The sequence below is a fragment of the Gordonia aichiensis genome, assembly GCF_039946255.1.
Classification (GTDB): Bacteria; Actinomycetota; Actinomycetes; order Mycobacteriales; family Mycobacteriaceae; genus Gordonia; species Gordonia aichiensis_A.
In genome coordinates, this window is the sequence record NZ_JBCDWL010000014.1 from 1 (window position 1) to 17,855 (window position 17,855).

General features: G+C 65.2%; 15 protein-coding genes, 1 tRNA gene and 1 pseudogene. 8 read left to right on the plus strand and 9 right to left on the minus strand.

Translation table 11 applies throughout. The features are described 5' to 3' along the window. From AAFO60_RS15330 to AAFO60_RS15360, 7 genes are all read left to right on the plus strand, one after another. The coding region (locus tag AAFO60_RS15330) for a phage portal protein (RefSeq protein WP_347957089.1) at window positions 1–1,145 on the plus strand (1,145 nt) is incomplete at its 5' end. Continuing rightward, window positions 1,145–1,726 carry a hypothetical protein gene (locus AAFO60_RS15335; RefSeq protein ID WP_347957090.1) on the plus strand — a complete coding sequence of 194 codons (582 nt, stop codon included), beginning with the start codon at window positions 1,145–1,147 and terminating at the stop codon, window positions 1,724–1,726. The genes AAFO60_RS15330 and AAFO60_RS15335, both read left to right, overlap by 1 nt. Beyond that, the gene (locus AAFO60_RS15340) at window positions 1,723–2,124 is read left to right on the plus strand and encodes a hypothetical protein (protein ID WP_347957091.1); all 402 of its coding nucleotides are present in this window, start codon (window positions 1,723–1,725) and stop codon (window positions 2,122–2,124) included. The genes AAFO60_RS15335 and AAFO60_RS15340 overlap by 4 nt, the downstream gene beginning before the upstream one ends. A gap of 216 nt (window positions 2,125–2,340) precedes the next feature. Then, the gene (locus AAFO60_RS15345) at window positions 2,341–3,183 is read left to right on the plus strand and encodes a phage major capsid protein (RefSeq protein ID WP_347957092.1); all 843 of its coding nucleotides are present in this window, start codon (window positions 2,341–2,343) and stop codon (window positions 3,181–3,183) included. Then, window positions 3,180–3,503 carry a hypothetical protein gene (locus tag AAFO60_RS15350; protein ID WP_347957093.1) on the plus strand — a complete coding sequence of 108 codons (324 nt, stop codon included), beginning with the start codon at window positions 3,180–3,182 and terminating at the stop codon, window positions 3,501–3,503. Before AAFO60_RS15345 ends, AAFO60_RS15350 begins: the two co-directional genes overlap by 4 nt. A 138-nt stretch (window positions 3,504–3,641) precedes the next feature. Beyond that, window positions 3,642–3,730 (plus strand) — tRNA-Ala (locus tag AAFO60_RS15355). 777 nt (window positions 3,731–4,507) lie between these two features. Then, window positions 4,508–5,527: an IS30 family transposase gene (locus AAFO60_RS15360; protein ID WP_432211719.1), complete on the plus strand. Its 1,020-nt coding sequence runs from the start codon at window positions 4,508–4,510 to the stop codon at window positions 5,525–5,527. A gap of 508 nt (window positions 5,528–6,035) precedes the next feature. On the opposite strand, the gene AAFO60_RS15365 is transcribed toward AAFO60_RS15360, so the two are convergent. Beyond that, on the minus strand, window positions 6,036–6,353 hold the full coding sequence (locus AAFO60_RS15365) for a hypothetical protein (protein ID WP_347957095.1): 318 nt from the start codon (window positions 6,351–6,353) through the stop codon (window positions 6,036–6,038). Window positions 6,354–6,916: 563 nt separating this feature from the next. Between AAFO60_RS15365 and AAFO60_RS15370 the strand changes: the two genes are divergently transcribed. Further along, complete coding sequence (locus AAFO60_RS15370) at window positions 6,917–8,215, plus strand: IS256 family transposase (RefSeq protein ID WP_347957178.1); 1,299 nt, start codon at window positions 6,917–6,919, stop codon at window positions 8,213–8,215. Between the two features lie 247 nt (window positions 8,216–8,462). Here AAFO60_RS15370 and mftM read toward each other — a convergent pair whose 3' ends face one another. From mftM to AAFO60_RS15410, 8 genes and pseudogenes are all read right to left on the minus strand, one after another. Next, window positions 8,463–9,299, minus strand: a complete 837-nt coding sequence (mftM, locus tag AAFO60_RS15375; protein WP_347957096.1) for a mycofactocin oligosaccharide methyltransferase MftM — start codon at window positions 9,297–9,299, stop codon at window positions 8,463–8,465. Next, entirely contained in the window at window positions 9,296–10,297 is a 1,002-nt protein-coding gene (locus tag AAFO60_RS15380) for an acryloyl-CoA reductase (protein WP_347957097.1), read from the minus strand. The genes mftM and AAFO60_RS15380 overlap by 4 nt, the downstream gene beginning before the upstream one ends. 39 nt (window positions 10,298–10,336) lie before the next feature. Continuing rightward, a pseudogene (locus AAFO60_RS15385) lies at window positions 10,337–12,281 on the minus strand (AMP-binding protein). After that, window positions 12,274–13,050, minus strand: a complete 777-nt coding sequence (locus AAFO60_RS15390; RefSeq protein WP_347957098.1) for an enoyl-CoA hydratase-related protein — start codon at window positions 13,048–13,050, stop codon at window positions 12,274–12,276. Before AAFO60_RS15390 ends, AAFO60_RS15385 begins: the two are co-directional and overlap by 8 nt. Then, the gene (locus AAFO60_RS15395) at window positions 13,037–14,020 is read right to left on the minus strand and encodes a LysR family transcriptional regulator (protein ID WP_347957099.1); all 984 of its coding nucleotides are present in this window, start codon (window positions 14,018–14,020) and stop codon (window positions 13,037–13,039) included. The genes AAFO60_RS15390 and AAFO60_RS15395 overlap by 14 nt, the downstream gene beginning before the upstream one ends. After that, window positions 14,021–14,920 carry a hypothetical protein gene (locus AAFO60_RS15400; protein WP_347957100.1) on the minus strand — a complete coding sequence of 300 codons (900 nt, stop codon included), beginning with the start codon at window positions 14,918–14,920 and terminating at the stop codon, window positions 14,021–14,023. It lies immediately after the preceding gene. A 104-nt stretch (window positions 14,921–15,024) separates the two neighbouring features. Further along, a complete protein-coding gene (locus AAFO60_RS15405; protein ID WP_347957101.1) occupies window positions 15,025–16,137 on the minus strand; it encodes an NDMA-dependent alcohol dehydrogenase in 1,113 nt (370 codons plus the stop codon). A 79-nt stretch (window positions 16,138–16,216) separates the two neighbouring features. Next, window positions 16,217–17,671, minus strand: coding sequence for an aldehyde dehydrogenase family protein (locus AAFO60_RS15410; protein WP_347957102.1), 1,455 nt, complete (start codon window positions 17,669–17,671; stop codon window positions 16,217–16,219). Window positions 17,672–17,855 lie beyond the last annotated feature (184 nt).

Below are 17,855 nucleotides of genomic sequence, written 5' to 3' on the forward strand. Positions count from 1 at the left end.
GCTTCGGCCGGATGGCCTCGAACATTCCCCGCCTGGCGATCACCTCCCTGACTGAACGCCTTCGAGTCACGGGTTTCGCCGGCGTCGACGTCTGGGACGACTGGATGCTCAACGATCTGGATCAGACGTCGACGATCGCCCATCGGGAAGCCCTTCTCCTGGGTGCCTCGTACGCGATCGTGTGGGCAGACAGGTTTGGCCGGCCGAAGGTGACGATCGAATCGGCACGGCAGGTCTCGGTGATCGCCGATCCCGGTACCCGCCAGATCATCGCAGCACTCAAGAAGTGGGAGACCGAGACGACGACCGAGGCTGTCTGGTACGGGCCGAACGAGATCGTTCGTCTACGGGCCGAGCAGACCGGCGCGACGACCGCGGGCTTCAAGGTCGTGGAGACGCTGGCGAATCCGTTGGGAGTCGTCCCGGTCGTGCGCCTCACGAACTCCGATCGCCTCCTCGACGACGGCGTATCCGAAATCGAAGATTTGAAACCGTTGGTCGACGCCCTGAACAAGACCTTGACGGACATGCTGACGACCTCGGAATACGTTGGTAGGCCTCGACGTTGGGCCACCGGCATCGAGTTGGAAGAAGACGAAGAAGGGAACGTGACCAATCCGATCCCGGAGGGCAACCGGGCGATGGTCTCGGAGAACCCCGACTCGAAGTTCGGGCAACTGGCTTCCGCGGACCTCGGAGGCTATGAGGCTGCGGTACGGATTCTCCTCGGGCAGATCATGGCAGTATCGGCGCTGCCCTCGCACTACATCGGACAGTTGACGGCGACTCCACCTTCGGCTGATGCTCTCCGGGCTGCCGAGGCTTCCCTGACCGCCAGGGCGCAGGCCCGTCAGCAAGTCTTCGGTCGGGCCTGGGAGCAGATCGCCCGCCTGATCGTCGCAGTCCGGGACGGCGCTGATCCGCATCGTGTGGAACCTCGAATCGTGTGGGCTGATCCGGCGACCCGCTCCATCGGGCAGGAAGCCGACGCGATCGTCAAACTGTACTCATCCGGGCTGTTGCCGGCCGATTACGCACTGCAACGCCTCGGGTACGGCGACGACGAGATCACCAAGATCAGGCAGGCCCGCCGAACAGCGTCTCTCGACTCGGCCGCGGTCGACCTGTCCAAGCTGGTGAACTGATGGCCTACCGGGACACGCTGCAGGCCTTGGCAGCGGAATCGGAGCAGACGATCCTCGCCGCCTACCACTCATACCTGGAAGGACTCCTCGACCGAGAGGAAACCGTCCGCATCATCGCCCACCTGATCGCCGAAGCCAACGGACGAGCCAGATCACTGGCCGATATGGCGATGGCAGCACAGATGATGATCGAACTACAGGAACCGCTACCGGTCTCGGGTGTGCCGTATCCAGATGATGTTCCTCGCCTGACGAAGGCCGCGGACACCGTACTGACGGTCGCCGAGGCATCGGAGGTGCCGGAGGCGATCGTCGCACGCCTGGCACGCTCGGAGCCTTTGGAAGCTGCCGCCGAGGCCGCCACCGATGCAATGGTCCGCTCCGGCCTCACCAAGGGATGGATCAGGGAGAAGTCGGCGAACGCCTGCCAGCTCTGCGAATGGTGGTGGCGTGAAGGCCGCGTCTGGCCTGCAGAGCATCCGTTCCAACATCACAAGGGCTGCACCTGCAGTCCGAGACCTGTTCTGAGAGAAGGGATTAGAGAGACATGGAAGACAGCACGCGAGAAGGGGATCAGATGACCGAAGAGCAGGAAGTCCTGGAAGAACAGCGTGACCCCGATGACGTGATTCAAGATCAGGGCACCGGCGAGGAGCCTGACACGTTCCCACGCGAGTACGTGGAGAAACTGAGGCAGGAGAACGGACGGTACCGTCAGCGGGCGCAGCACGCCGACGAACTCGCTCACCGCCTGCACCGCGCCTTGGTCGCCGCCGACGGCAGGCTGCAGGACCCTACCGACCTCGACTACGCCGACGACCACCTCGACGAGGACGGTTCCCACCTCCGGGAAGCGATCGACGAGCTCCTCGCCCGTAAGCCGCACCTGGCTGCACGCCGGCCGATCGGCGACGTCGGACAAGGAGCAACCTCGACGGCAGGGGAAGTCAACCTCCTCGGACTCCTCGGAGGGAGGTGAACACCATGAATGAGTTCCAGTTCGAGCAACTGATGAACAGGCTGAACGAGGTCATCGCCAAGCTGGAAGACCTCGAACACACCGTGATCGTCTACAGCGGCAACTGACAATCATTCTCACTATGTGAGACGATGAAGGGGTGCATCTGGTATGCGCCCCTTCATCTCGTCCTGGCGGCGACGATCCCGAATCATCTACTGCCAGGAGGCAAACATCATGGTCGAAACGACCGTCACCAACCCCACCCTGCTCGCCCAACAGGTCTCTTCGCTGCTCGTCCAGCCCCTCGAAGCCGCCTCGGTAGTCCTCGGCTCCGGGCCGCGTATCTTCGACACCGCACGCGAACTCCGTATCCCGAAGCTCGTCTCCGGCTCGACTCCCGGCTTCGTCGCCGAAGGCGGACTGATCCCCGATACCGCCGACGTCGCCTTCGACGAGATCACCCTCATGCCCAATGAGCGCAAGTCGATCAAGACGATCATGCGATTCACTTCGGAGCTGGTCCGACAGTCGGTGATCGGCATCGATTCGGTTCTCAAGTCCCGTCTGGTCAAGGACGTCTCCGACCTCCTCGACGACAGTCTGCTGCAGGGCACCGGTACCTCCGACGCGATCACCGGCATCACCAAGCAGACCGGCGTCACGACCGGGGAACTCGACGTCGCCGACCCCGACAGCCTCCTCGACGCCATCGCCGCCCTCAACGCCAAGGAGATCAGCCCCAACCGGTGGTTCCTGTCCGGTGCCGACTTCGCTGCGCTGCGCAAGCTCAAGGAGGCGACCAGCTCCAAGCGGTACCTGCTGCAGCCCGACCCGTCGAAGCAATCCGGGACCACCCTGTTCGGTATCCCGGCCACGGTGACGAACAAGCTCGCCGCCGGCACCGCGGTACTCGCAGACATGTCGACCGTGGCGATCGCCCGCGACACCTCCCCGTCGGTGACCGTCTTGAACGAGCGGTATGCCGAATACGATCAGGTTGGTCTGCGCGTCACCTGCCGCTACGACCTCGGTCTGCTGCATCCCGAAGCCGTCTCCGTCCTGACCGCGACGCCGTGATCGTCGAAGGCGTAGATGTTGCTGCGTTCCTCGGCAAGGCCACCGACCCGACTGCGGTGTCCCTCGCCGAGCAGCACATCCCGATCGTGGAGGCGATGGCACGGGCGTACACCCGAGGCCGAGGATTCGACGACGACGGACCCTACGATGACGTCGGCGCAGTGATCACCACCGCATCCGCAAGGCTGATGACCAATCCCGGACAGTTGGCCGGCGACCGATCGGCAGGACCGTACTCGGAGTCGGTTCGGGGCGGGTTCACCGGCTGGACGCTGGCAGAGCTGTTCGTCCTGAACCGGTATCGGCGCAAGGCCCGGTGACCTCGCCCGTCGACTGATAGGTTCATCCGAGGCCCCGGCACTCACCCCCGAGTCGCCGGGGCCTTCTCCGTGGCAACAAGATGGCAACACGTGGTCCTGAAACTGAGTGATTTAGGGTGAGTGAGAATCATCTGTTTCGCCTGGTGGAACTGGTTTCGACGTGCTGACCTGCGGTCCCGATTGCCTTTGCAAGGCAGATGTCAGGAGTTCGAATCTCCTAGGCTCCACAAATGGCGTATTTGGATATGTCTCAGCGCTAGATTTGGATAAGTCCCAGACGTTGGTTCGTCTGGGACTTGTTCGTGCTCAGGGGCCGCGCTGACTTCGGTCGAACCCTCCCTTTCCGTAGAAATCGCCCGCGGACTTCGATGGGGACGAAGGGTTGATGGCCTCCGTGGGAGACGCTGGCGCAGCGCTTTGGCAGCAGACGTTGTGATCTGGCGGACTAGCCGTCTGATGAGCCTCGTTGACCGCTGTTCCATGCGTGTTGAGGCGCGAGCGGTCTGTGGGTGAGGCGGAAGGTGTCGGGGACGTCCTGCCCACGTAGGTGGAAGTGGTTGAGGATGCAGGCTTGGTTGTGGGCGAAGATTGTGAATCCGAGCAGGAAGGCGTTCTTCAGGCGACCGAAGACTCGTGTGTAGCCGCGTTCGAGGGCCTGGTCGTTACGTAGTTGACTGTTGGCGCTTTCGACAGCGTTTCGCCGATGATAGTCCGCGTACCACTTGGTTGTTCCGTACGGTTGTCGTTGTCGAATGTTGGAGAGGTGGCTGTGGGGGATGATCACGGTGCCTCGGCAGCCGCAGGGGTCGTCGCAGTTGGTGGTGGGGCGGTCTAGGGAGCCGCGCATCGAGTAGGGAGTGTTGGGGCACCGGATCGGTGAGGTTGCGCGGTCGGCGCGGACTGGACCCCTGAACCTGGCGGTGTCATAGCGTCGTAGCAACATCGCAGGCCATGAGGGGTTGCGGGTAGCACGGTGGGAGACCTGGGTGGGGCTGGGGCGGATGATGCTGACGTTGGCGGATCGAACGGAGATCGCGGTTGGTCGGCGGGCGGGGATGACGGTCACGGCGATCGCCGAGCAGATCGGGCGGGACAAGTCGGTGGTGTCGCGGGAGATCAAACGCAACGCCACCGAGGCGGGCACCTATCGGGTCGTGCACGCCGACAAGCAAGCCAACGCACGACGGGCCCGCCCACAGATGCGGGCGATCGATGCTGACTCTGTGCTCGCCGACCGGGTGCGGTCAGACCTGCGCAGGTCGCGGACGCCGCGCCAGATCGCCGGGAGGTTGAAGCTCGAGGTCGAAGACCCCACAGTGGATCCCATGACGGGTTCACCGAACGCGCAGGGGCGCCTGGTTTCGCATGAGTCGATCTATCGGTGGATCTATGCCCTCCCGAAGGGAGAGTTGGCTGCTCAGGGCATCATGTTGCAGTCCAAGCGCACCGCGCGTAAACCTCGCAAGTCGGTCGGTGAGCGGTCGGCGCGGATTGTGGGCATGGTCAGTATCGATGACCGTCCCGAGACGGCGTCTGATCGGCGGGTGCCGGGCTGGTGGGAAGGGGATCTGATCGTCGGGAAGGCCGGCCGGTCCGCGGCGGTGACCCTGGTGGAGCGCACGAGCCGGTACACGCTGCTCCTGGGTCTGCCGGACGGGAAGAAGGCACCCGGGGTCGCTGATGTGCTGATCGATCACCTGCGGGGACTGCCGGAGTTCATGCGGCAAGGCCTGACGTGGGATCAGGGTACCGAGATGGCCGAGCATGCCAGCGTCACCGTGGCTGCCGAGTTGCCGATCTACTTCGCTCATCCGCGTTCGCCGTGGGAGCGACCCACCAACGAGAACACCAACGGTCTGATCCGCGAATACTTGCCGAAGGGCACCGAGATCCCGTCTGATCAGCTCTATCTGGAAGCCATCGCCCGCGAGCTCAATGAGCGACCACGTCAGTGCCTGGGTTTCTACACTCCGAGGGAAGTCTTCGAACGCCTACTGAAGGACAACGTTGCTTCCACGAGTTGACACCGCCGTGTCTTGACTGCCCCCGAGTTCGCACTCTGGTTGAACGGCCCCGCCGGAGTCGACTTGTGTCGTTCGACGAGGTGGCGGGGACGGTCGTGGATGCGCTTCTCGATGAGGCGCTCGACCTGTTATCGCCTGATGAGCCGATGCGTCCCGTTGAATCAGAAACTTCTTCGTCTGTGCCATAGCGGAATCTGCGGTGTGCCAAAGCTCGTTTAACCGATCATCAAGCCCGTGGTCAGGTACTTTTCCAAATATGCCGTGCTGGCATATTTAGATATGGCCTTGGTTCGGATTTGGAAAAGCCTTAGGCGTGGGTTCGCCTGGGGTTTTTCGTTCCTGGTGGGGCGGGGCCGGTGGCAGAGGACGGTCGCGGACCCACGTGAGCGCCCGTCTTGGACCCTGATGACTCCACGACAGTCTCGCTGGCGGGGTTTCGGCACGCGAGATCGCGGAGGGTGCAGCGGAGTGGGGTCTGGAATGTATCTGAAAGCGCGATTGCGGCTCGTCACCCGCTGGGTGATGCGCGGCGCTTGGCTTTGCTGGGCGCCTCACATGGGCGGTCCAGCGGTTGATGCGTGATCGCGTAGGCCTGCGGGACGTCTTGCCCAGCTTTGTGGAAGTGATTCACGATGCACGACTGATTGTGGGCGAAGATCGTGAACCCGAGCAGGAATGCTGTTTTGACGTGGCCGAACACTCGTGTGTAGCCACGTTCTAGCGGCTGGTCGTTGTGGAGCTGGCTGTTGGTCGTCTCGACGGCATTGCGGCGGTAGTAGTCGCTGAGCCACTCCGTTGTGCCGTAGGGGATGGCGCTGACGAACATTTGGTTCGAAGCTATCCGGGATTGTGCAGGACCCCTGCACCCGCATGGACCGTTGCAGCCGGTCGTCGGCAAATCCCTCGGACCGAGCATCGAGAATGGCGTGTTAGGGCAGCGTATTGGCGACTTCGCACGGTCAGCTTGGCCGGCCCGCGGAACCGAACTTCTCGCCCCGTCGTCATCGGCTTGTACCCATAGCGCAGATAACGTTCGTCGTAGCGTCGTGCGAGTTCGGTCTGGTCGGCACTCCTCTGCCGGTGGAGGGCCCCACCCGTGCAGCGAAGCGTCGATCCAGTGCTGTTGTGCGCATCTGTCGTCGTCTCGATTGAGGTGCACTGTCTTTACGCACCACAGTCGAGCCGAGCACTGAGACATCGAGGCCGCGAGTGGCGTGATTGATGGAATGCGGCTTTGGCAGATTCGAGGGAATCAATTCGGATGCGGGCGTGTCAGATGGTCTGTGTAAGCGGTGAGGTTCAACCCTGAAGGGAACCGCTGTAGTGACTGTCAATCATGATGTGAGCGTGGATGATTCGCGTGCGGAGCAACGCCGTCGGCAGACCGAGATGGCCAACGAACTGATCGCCTCAGGGGCACTCGATGAGGTGTTCGCGCGCATCGATGCCGGCGAGCCGGTCGGCGGGCAGGACGGCCTGCTGAACTCGCTTCTCAAAGCAACCCTCGAACGAGGCCTGAATGCCGAGCTGACCGAGCACCTCGGGTACGAGGCCGGGGATCCGGATGCGGCGTCGTTTCCGAACTCCCGCAACGGATACGCCGCCAAGACCGTGGCGACCGAGATCGGCGATGTGGCGTTGTCGGTGCCGCGGGACCGGGATGGCAGCTTCACGCCGATGCTGGTCCGCAAAGGCCAACGCCGCCTCGACGGACTGGATGCGATGATCGTCTCGCTGTACGCCGGCGGCATGACGATCCGCGACATTCAGCACCATCTCGCCTCGACGATCGGCACCGACCTGTCTCACGAGACGATTTCGAAGGTCACCGAGGAGGTCGCCGACGAGGTCGCCAAATGGCAGACCCGCGACCTCGAGGCGCTGTATCCGGTGATCTACCTCGATGCGATCATCGTCAAGATCCGCGATGGCGGGCACGTGCGCAACAAGGCCGCCCACATTGCGGTCGGTGTCGATATGGAGGGCGTCAAGCACGTCCTGGGGATCTGGATTCAGCAGACCGAGGGCGCCAAGTTCTGGGCCGCCGTCTGCGCCGAGCTACGCAATCGCGGAGTCGCCGACGTCCTGATCGTGTGCTGTGACGGGCTGACCGGTTTCGCCGAGGCCGTGGAGGCGACCTGGCCGGAGGCGACCGTTCAGACGTGTGTGGTGCACCTGATCCGGGCGTCGATGCGGTTCGTCGGTTACGGCGACCGCAAAGCCGTCGCCGGATTGCTCCGGCCGATCTATCAGGCCTCGACCGAACAGGCCGCTGCCGAGGCGTTGGAGGCGTTCGCCGACTCCGACCTCGGTCGCAAGTACCCGTCGGCGGTCAAGACGTTCCGGGATGCGTGGGAGCGGTTCATTCCGTTCCTGGCGTTCCCGCCGGAGTTGCGGCGGGTCATCTACACCACCAACAGCATCGAATCGTTGAACTACCAGCTGCGCAAGGTCACCAAGAACCGGGGGCACTTCCCGAACGATCAGGCCGCGATGAAGCTGCTGTGGATGGCGATCTGCAACATCGAAGACAAACGCGCCCGCGACCGCGCCAAGGAACGCGGCCTGCCCGCCGCCAAACGACGAGCCTCCGGACGACTGGTCGAAGGCGCGGTCACCACCAACTGGAAACGCGCCCTCGAGCAACTCTCGCTCGCGTATCCAGACCGTATCAACCATCACCTATAAATCGAATACCTGATCGACTTACACGGAAAAGTTGACAAGCTCTCGGATGCGTCTATGGAAAAGAGGACCCCGGCACCGACGAATCGGTACCGGGGTGTGCATCTTGAACCTTGGTATCGCCGACGCTATGAATCGCCCCGACGAGCACTTGGGACAGCACCGTCTCCACCCGACCCGGGCTGGTTCACCCGCCCTACCACGACCGTCTAACGACGGAACCAATCCACGGCGCTCCGCCTGAGCTTGCTCAGGGAGGTGTCAGTAGCAGCCAGCCTCCGTGGTCTTCGAAGACCTGCGCACCAGAGTGTGGCACCTGTCGCACCCACCTATGCAGGGCATCCACAGTCAGGCGTTGTCGATGACCGAAGTGCACGCTCGGCGTTTCCTCGAACGGGACGGCGATGACGACCATACGTCGGGCGACACGCAGGGCTTCGCGAATCGCAGTCAACGCCTGTTCGGTTTCCAAGTGTTCGAGAAGGTGGATGAGCGTCACGGTGTCGAAGCTCGAGTCGTCGTACGACAGCGCGGTTGCATCCGTGTGCCTAGTCGAGATCGGCAAACCGCAGCGGCTCGCCTGGCGGCGGAGCAGCGTGACCGCATTTCGGCTGAGGTCGCACGCCGAAACTGTCCGGCCGTCTTTCGCGAGCTGGATTGCCAAGAAGCCGAAACAGCTGCCTACTTCAAGGACTGAACCGCCGGTCACCAAGGATCGGGCTCGGCGGTGGATGGGTGCGAACGCCGCAGTTCCGTCGGTCAGATTTCGCACGGAATTGCGGTAGAACGCGTCCCACGCTTCCACTGCTGTTGGTGCCGAGGTGAGAATGATGTGCACTGCCGCGGCTTCGAAGTCGTCTTGACCGGCCAGCGCGCCGATGTCGACCAGGAGCGACAACGACGCGACCAGTGCGTCGTCGCTGATGTCGGCAGTGGTGAATCGATGCACCAGGCACAGACCGCCGTCCTCGCGGACGTACCACCACAGCGGCCCCTCGCCGTCGAGCCATTCGCCGGGCCTCGCCGCACGGGCTGATACCTGGCTGGCAGCCGGTGCGGGTAGTGGGTGGTCCAGGACCGCGGTCATGCCCATCCCCGACTCATGTCGATCACCGCACGACCGGTGAAATCTCCACGACGCAGCTGATCCACCACAGTCGGTACGTCGCCGATCTGCACGTCGACCCCGATCCGGTCCAGGCTGCGCGGCCGCAGGTCCGTCTCGATCCGCTGCCACAGGGCCCGGCGCCGGTCGATGGGCATTTGCACCGAGTCGATACCCAAGAGCCCCACCCCTCGGAGGATGAACGGCATGACGGTGGTGGCGAGCGTGGCGCCGCCGGTCAGACCGCTGGCCGTCACCACCCCGCCGTAGTCGGTAGTGCTCAGAATGTCGGCTAACGCCGTACCGCCGACGCAGTCGACGGCCGCCGCCCACCGACTGCGGCCTAAGGGCCGCGGTTTGGCATCGGGGTCCAGTGGCAGCCGGCCGATCACCTCGGCGGCGCCGAGCGCACGCAGACTGTCGGCCGCGTCCGGCTTGCCCGACGCGGCGATCACCTCGAAGCCACGCGCGGCCAGCAGGTCGATGCTTGCCGAACCGACCCCGCCGGTGGCCCCGGTGACCACGACGGGACCCGAGTCCGGCGTCACGCCCCAGTCGAGGATCGCGGCGACGCTCATCGCGGCGGTGAATCCGGCGGTGCCAATCGTGGCGGCCTCGCGCGGCGTCAGGGAGTTCAGCTTCACCGTCCAGTCGGCCGGGACCACCGTCTCCTGCGCGTATCCGCCATCGCGGGCGGTTCCGATGTCGTAGCCGTGGGCGATGACGTGGTCGCCGACCTTGAAGTCGGCCGACGTCGATTCGGTCACCACCCCGGCCAGGTCGATGCCGGGGATGATCGGATAGTCGCGGACTACGCCGCCGCCCGGGGTGAAGGCGAGCGCGTCCTTGAAGTTCACGCTCGAGTGACTGATGTCGACGCGCACCTCGTCCGCACCGAGCGGTTGCCGCTCGCGGTCGGTGAACTCCGGCCGGACTGAATCGCCGACGAGGGTGGCGACCAGTGCTTGAAAAGTAGACATGAGAGTTGTCCTCCTAAGGAGAGTTGCTGAGCCGCAGCGTTATCCGCGCGGTGAAGGTCCGAGAGCACGAGCCAGATCGTCGAGCGCCGCCGGGTTCTCGATGGTGGGCGGCACCTCGAGTTCGGCGCCTTCGAGAAGTTGCCGCAGGCAGCGGCGGACGATCTTTCCCGAGCGGGTCTTGGGTAGTGCACCGACCACCTCGACCCCGGCCAGCGAGGCGATCGGTCCGATTCGGCTACGCACCAGCGCCGAGACCTCGGCTCGCAGCTGGTCCGCCCCGTCGACGGAGTCGATCGCCGGCACCAGGATCGCGTGGGGCCGCTGCCCCTTCAGTTCGTCGCGGACTCCGACCACCGCGCACTCGGACACACCCGGATGCTCGGAGATCGCGGCCTCGATCTGTCCTGACGACATCCGGTGCCCGGCAACGTTCATCACGTCATCGGTGCGGCCCAGGATGTAGACGTAGCCGTCCTCGTCGACGTAGCCGCCGTCGCCGGAGCTGTAGAAGCCGGGGTGCTCGGTGAGGTAGGCCCGCGCGAGACGCTCGTCGTCGCCCCACACTCCGGTCAGCGTCCCCGGCGGCAACGGCAGCCGCAGGCACACCGCTCCCTCGTGGCCCACCGGGACCGCTGCCCCGTCGGACCCGAGGATCTCCACGGTGAAGCCTGGCACCGGCTTGGTGGACGAGCCGGGCCGCGGTTCGAAGTACGTCAGGCCGAGGAAGTTCGACACCACCGGCCAGCCGGTCTCGGTCTGCCACCAGTTGTTGATCACCGGCGCCGGCTGGACCTGCCCCAGCCACCGCTGTGTGTCCGGATCCAGCCGCTCGCCCGCGAGGAAGATCCCGCGCAGACTCGACACGTCGTGCTCGGCGAGCAGCGCCCCGTTCGGGTCGTCGCGGCGCACCGCGCGCATCGCGGTCGGCGCGGAGAGCAGCACATCGACCCGATGGCGTTCGACGACGTCCCAGAACGCTCCTGCGTCGGGGGTGCCGACCGGTTTGCCCTCGAACAGCACCGTCGTGGCGCCGACGAGCAGCGGACCGTAAACGATGAACGAATGCCCGACCACCCAGCCGATGTCGCTGGCTGCGAAGACCACATCCCCGGCTTGGCACCCGTACACGTGCCGCATGCACCAGGACAGCGCGACAGCGTGGCCACCGTTGTCTCGGACGATTCCCTTCGGCGTCCCGGTGGTCCCCGATGTGTACAGGATGTACAGCGGGTCGTGCGCCGCGACCGGAACCGGATCGACGGGCTCGGCAACCGCGATCAGTTCCGCCCAGTCGTGCTCGGCCCAGTCGTACACCGGCCAGATGATCACCCGATCGGCCGGCGGGGGCACCTCCGGCCGATCAACGACGACGACGTGTCGCGGGGGGGTGCCGGGACTCGTCGAGGGCCGCGTCGAGCAGCGGAAGGTACGGCACAGTGTGGCCTGGCTCAAGTCCTCCGGTGGCGGTCACGATCACCACCGGGCGGGCGTCGTCGATGCGAACTGCCAGCTCGGCTGAGCCGAAGCCGCCGAAGACCACCGCGTGCACCGCACCGAGTCGTGCGCAGGCCAGCATCGTGACGACGGCTTCCGGGATCATCGGCATATACACCAGGACTCGGTCCCCGGTGCGCACTCCCAGGCGGCGCAACGCGCCGGCCGCCCGGCGGACCTGTTCGAGCAGATCGCGGTAGGTCACGGTCTCTTCGCGGCCGGTCACCGGAGAGACGTAGATCAGTGCGGCGCGGTCGCCGTTACCCTCGGCGACGTGCCGGTCGACCGCGTTGTAGGCCGTGTTGACGGTTGCTCCCGGGAACCAGTCGACGGTGCCGTCCGGGTTCTCGCTGTACGGTCGGGACGGCTCGTCCACCCAGCTGATCGCGCGGGCCGCGGACAGCCAGAATAGACCCGGATCACAGGCTTGCTCAGCAGCGGCTGCGTACGAATCGACTGTTGAATTCTTCGGTTGACGCTGGTTAGTCATCGGTGAACCTCGCCGGCCGCTTGTCGAGGAACGCAGACATGCCCTCGGTCTGGTCTGCGAAGGCGAACAACGAGTGGAACCACCGTCGTTCGAACAAGAGGCCTTCGGACAGCGGCGTCTGATCCGCGCGCAGCACGCACTCCTTGGCGGCGCGCACCGCGCGCGCGGAGAAGCCCGCGATTTGTCGGGCCGCACTCAAAGCCTCGTCGAGGACGTCAGCGTCGGGGACCACGCGGCTGACCAGGCCGACTCGGTGAGCTTCCACAGCATCGATACGGCGACCGGTGAGCACCAGGTCCATCGCTTGAGCCTTCCCGACGATCCGAGTCAGCCGCTGGGTTCCACCGATGCCGGGGATGATGCCGAGAGCGATCTCCGGCTGTCCGAACGAGGCGCCCTCGCCTGCGATGAGGACATCGCACATCATCGCGATCTCGCAGCCGCCGCCGAGCGCGAAGCCGTTGACGGCGCCGATGGTGGGAATACGCAGCTGCGCGAGCCGCTCCCACAGCGACAGGTGATCGGCGTCGGTCATGTCACCGAAGGTGCGGTCGCGCATCTCGGCGATGTCGGCGCCCGCAGCGAAGGCTCGGCCGGCTCCGGTGAGCACGAGGACCTGAGATTCGGCACGCGTCGCCTCGTCCAGCGCCTCGGCGAACTCACGCATCATCGTCGAGTTCAAGGCATTGAGCGCGTCCGGTCGATTCAGGGTCAACAGGGCGACGCCGTCGTCTCCGACGGCGAGCGAAAGAGTGTCATAAGTGGACATCAGTGGGAAATCCTCCTGGTGGGTAGGGACGGGGTGTGAAGGGGACGGAATCTGGTGCGCCGGGTTCGAGATGCCCGGACAGGCGCTCGATGAGGGCGTCGGCGACCACCCGGATGTGCGGTGCGCGCTGCACCGCCGAGGGGACGACGAGCCAGTACTGCTGCCCCACGGCGACGCTGTCGGGCAGGACCGGTATCAGTCCCGGATGGAACGCGGCGGCATATGTCGGGAGCAGACCGATACCGTGACCGGCGAGGACCGCTTGGATCTGGGCGCTCACACTGTTGGACTGCACAGTCGCGCACGCCCCGGGCAGGAGCTCATCGAGCACACGCAGAGTGGCGATGTCCAGGTGACCGTCCAAGTAGTAGACGAGACGACGATCTCGCAGGTCGTCGACGTAGGGGAGCTCAGCGTGGGTCGCCGCGTACTCGACCGAGGTGAACAGTCCCAGCGAGTAGGTGCACAGGCGGCGGGAGACGACCGCGCGGGATGGCGGCGGCTCCAGGGAGACGGCGATGTCGTATTCGCCGCTGCTCAGGTCCAGATGGGTGGTGGACGTGAGCAGTTCCAGACGGAGGGACCCGTGCCTGGCCACCGCGGCCGCCAGGGCGTGCGGGGCGAGATATGAGCCGAAGGCGTCCGGGGTGAGTAGCCGCACGGGCCCGCACACGTCGTCCTCGCCGTCAGCGTCGACGACGCGGACCGCATCGTCGACGCTCTGCTCGATCCGCTCGCCGATGGATCGCAGCCGACGTCCCGTCTCGGTGAGCTGCCATCCGCTCGACGACCGATTGAACAGGCGCTGCCCGACCTTCTTCTCCATGCGGGCCACATGCCGACTGACCGTGGAGTGGTCGACGCCGAGCCGCGCAGCGGCACCGGTGATGGTTCCGCTGCGCGCCACGGCCAGCAGGACAAGCAGGTCCTCTGCGCCGACCTTGGAGTGCAGCGTTCGGGCCGGAGCCATCTAGGCGAGCCCCAACTTGAGCAGCGCGAGCACCGTCGCCATGATCGCGATCGCGACTGCGGGCGGGTCCAGGTGCATCCGGCAGCGTTCCAACACCAGACGCGCCCATCCCTCGGCGACGACCGAGGAGACGACGCCGGCAGCCACCGCCGCGACCAGGATCCACGTCGCCTCACCGGTGTGCGCGGCCGCGACGCCGGCAGCGATCGCCGCGGGCAGCGTGATGTGATGGGTCACCGGTACCGCCGCGCCGAAGACCAGCGCGAGCAGTGTCACAGCGGACGCACCGTAGAGGAACAGGCCGGCCATTGCCTGCGAGTCCTCCGGCCAGGCCAGGAACACCGACCCGGCGATCGCACCGCCCATCGCGCCGACGGTGAGCACCGCCGATGCACGGTGCTGCCACGGCACCCAAGTCATTCGTTCGGCAGCGGGGGTGCGCGCCCACAGCGCCGCCGCGATGAGTGCAGTCAGGACCACGCTCACCGCCAGCGAATCGACCATCGAGATCTCCGAACCGTCGGTAGCGCGCGCGATCGGAATCTTGCCGACCGCCCGGGCCAGCAACTGACCCAGCACTCCGAAAACCGCGCCGACGCCGAGGATCGACATCCTGTCGTAGGTGATCAGCGGCTTGGCGATGTCACGCCCTGACTCGTGGCGCCGGATGTGGGCCGCGTAGGCCGCGGCGGCCGCTCCGCTGGCGAACATCACGTGCGGACCGAAGACCGGACCGAACGCGAGACCGTCGACGAGCCCGGTGTCGGGACCGAAGGTGGTCGCCAACGTGGCGACGACGACGACCACGCCCATCAGGGAGAAGGCGCCGAGCGCGCCGAGCGCCGCCCCAAGGGCGCCGCCGCCTGCGGCGCCGACGAGTTCGCTCACAGTGAGCGTCATGATGATTCCTCACAGGATTCGGGTCGGTTGCGCATGCGGCGCCGACCTCGATCCCCGCTTTCGCAGAGACCGGGATCGACGCCGCGGCGCGACCGCTCAATCGGTCAGTGCTGGTGCTTGATGATTCCGCGGATGTTCTTGCCCGACAGCAGGTCGTCGTAGCCCTCGTTGACCTGCTCGAGGCTGTACTCCTTGGTGATCAGCTCATCGAGCTTGAGCTTTCCGTCGGCGTACATGCGGACGAGCTTCGGAATGTCATACGTGGGGTTGCAGTCGCCGAACAGCGAACCCTTGATGGTCTTGCGGAAGTAGCTCATCTCGGTGCTGGGAACCTTGACGGTGATCTCGTCGATCCGGTTCAGCGCGGTGAGCACCAGGGTTCCGCAGCGGCCAATCATCGAGAATCCGTCGCTGACCTGCTCCGCGGTGATCAAGTCGGTGGTGATGATCGCCGATTCGGCACCCTGCCCATTGGTCAGTTCGTCGACCGCGACCTTGGCGTCGGCCGCATTGTCGAAGGCCAGGGTCGCGCCCAGCTCGATGGCCTTGTCCCGCTTGTTCTGGAGCGGGTCGACGACGATGATGTGCTCGGCGCCTGCGTGCTTGGCACCCTGCACCGCGTTGATGCCGATACCTCCGATACCGAAGATCACCACGATGTCGCCGGGCTGAGTGTCGGCGGCGTAGACGGCCGAGCCCCAACCCGTCGGGACGCCACACCCGACGAGGACTGCCTTGTCGAGCGGGATGTCGTCGTCGACCTTCACAACCGAGTACTCGTTGATGACGTTGTACTGGCTGAACGTGCCGAGTGTGCACATCGCGCCGTACTGGCCGCGCGGTCCGCTGATCGGCCAGCGCGGACCCTCGAGGTGGCCTTCCAGCATGGCCGCGTTCATGTCGCACACCGACTGGCGTCCGGTGGCGCAGTACTTGCAGCGCCCGCAGGTCGGGGTGAAGGAACAGATCACATGGTCGCCGGGCTTGACTCGAGTGACGCCGGGGCCGACCTCCTGGATGATGCCCGCACCCTCGTGACCGAGAACCATCGGCAGCCGGGCGATGGTGTCACCGATCGCGATGTGCACGTCCGAATGACACAGGCCACCGTACTGGTACTGGATGAGGACCTCGTGCGGGCCCGGCTTGGCCAGGGTGAGTTCTTCGATCTCGATCGGCTTGCCCGGCTCGACGACGACTGCTGCGAGGGTTTTCATGAGAGTTCCTTCTGTGGGGTGGACGAGCACACCGCGAAGCCGGTGCGCTCAGTTCGGGATAGAGCTGATTGGTGGTGGGTCAGGACCGCTTGAGGTTCACGACGTGAACATCGACGAACCCTTCGATGCCGATGCGGCCGAACTCGGCGCCGAGGCCGGACTGCTTGATACCGCCGAATGGGACGTCGGGGGTCAGCTGGAAGTGATGGTTGATCCATGAGGTGCCGGCATCCAGACGGCCGGCGACGGTGATGGCTCGCTCGATGTCGGTGCCCCACACGGACGCGCCGAGCCCGTACGGAGTGTCGTTGGCACGGGCGATTGCATCGTCGAGGTCGTCGTATCGAAGAACCGAACGAATCGGAGCGAACGTCTCCTCTCGGATCAGCGGGCTGTCCTCGTCAACGTCGCGAACCAGGGTCGGCTCGACGTAGTAGCCGGGCCGGTCGAGCGTCTGACCGCCCACGACGACCGTTCCGTGCTCGTGCGCCAAGGCCAAGCTCGCGCGGGCCTTCTCGAACTGCGTCGCGTTCTGCACCGGGCCAAGGCACGTCTGCTCGTCGAGCCCGTGCCCGACGGTCAGCTCCGACGCGCGTCGGGCGAGCGCCTCCACCAACTGCTCGTAGATCGACGACGGCGCATAGATCCGCTTTATCGACACGCACACTTGGCCGCCATTCGCGTACGCCCAGGTGCAGAGACCCTCGGCGGTCTTCTCAATGTCGGCGTCGTCGAGCACGATGGCCGCGTCGTTGCCACCGAGTTCGAGCGTCAGTCGCTTGAGCGTGGGACCGCACGCCTCCATCACGCGGCGGCCGGTGACGGTGGAACCGGTGAACGACACCTTGTTGATCCCCGGGTGCGAAGTGAGGTGCGCACCGAGGTCGCCCGCATCGCCGACCACGTTGAACACGCCGACCGGGATCACATCGCGCACCAGTTCAGCGAAGTGCAAGGTCGCCAACGGCGTGGTGGGCGACGGCTTCAGGACCATCGTGTTGCCGACGATCAGGGCCGGAGCCAGCTTGTAAAGAGCTTGGAAGAGCGGGAAGTTCCACGGGGTGATCGCGCCGACTACGCCGACCGGTCGCCTGCGCAGCTCCACGTACCCGTTCTTGTCATCACGCAGGACTTCGGTCTCGAGTCGGTAGTCGGCGAAGTACCGCGTGAAATCGATCGACCAGCTGATGTCGTCACGAGCCTGCGCGATCGGCTTGCCCTGTTCCAGCGTGGTCAGCTGCGCCAACGTTTCATGGTGCTCGACGAGCACGTCGGCGACTCGGTGCAGGATCGCTCCGCGCTCGTCGACGCTGAGTGCCACCCAACCGGGGAGAGCGCGCCGTGCAGCCGCGACCGCGTCGTCCAATTGCTCGGTCGATGCTGCGGGAGTGGTGGCCACCTGCTCGGCCGTACCCGGGTCGAGCACTGCGACGTCGGTGGCGCCATCGACGAGCCGCCCGTCGATCAAGTGACTGTATTTCTTGGTCGCCAGGTCGAACCCCAGTCCAGGGGTCGGGGCGATGAGTGAGGTCATCACAATCCTCTCGATTCAAGTGCCGCCGGCACGGGGAAAGTCGCCTCGAAGCTCGGGCCGCGGAACCCGGGGAACAGGTCCGCCGAAAGTACCGGGGAGGGCGACGCAATTCAGTCTTGCGTCGTGCGTCACACCTATCTGTTCGGTATCCGTACACCCCGAATCTGCGAGCGGGACCCTCCCC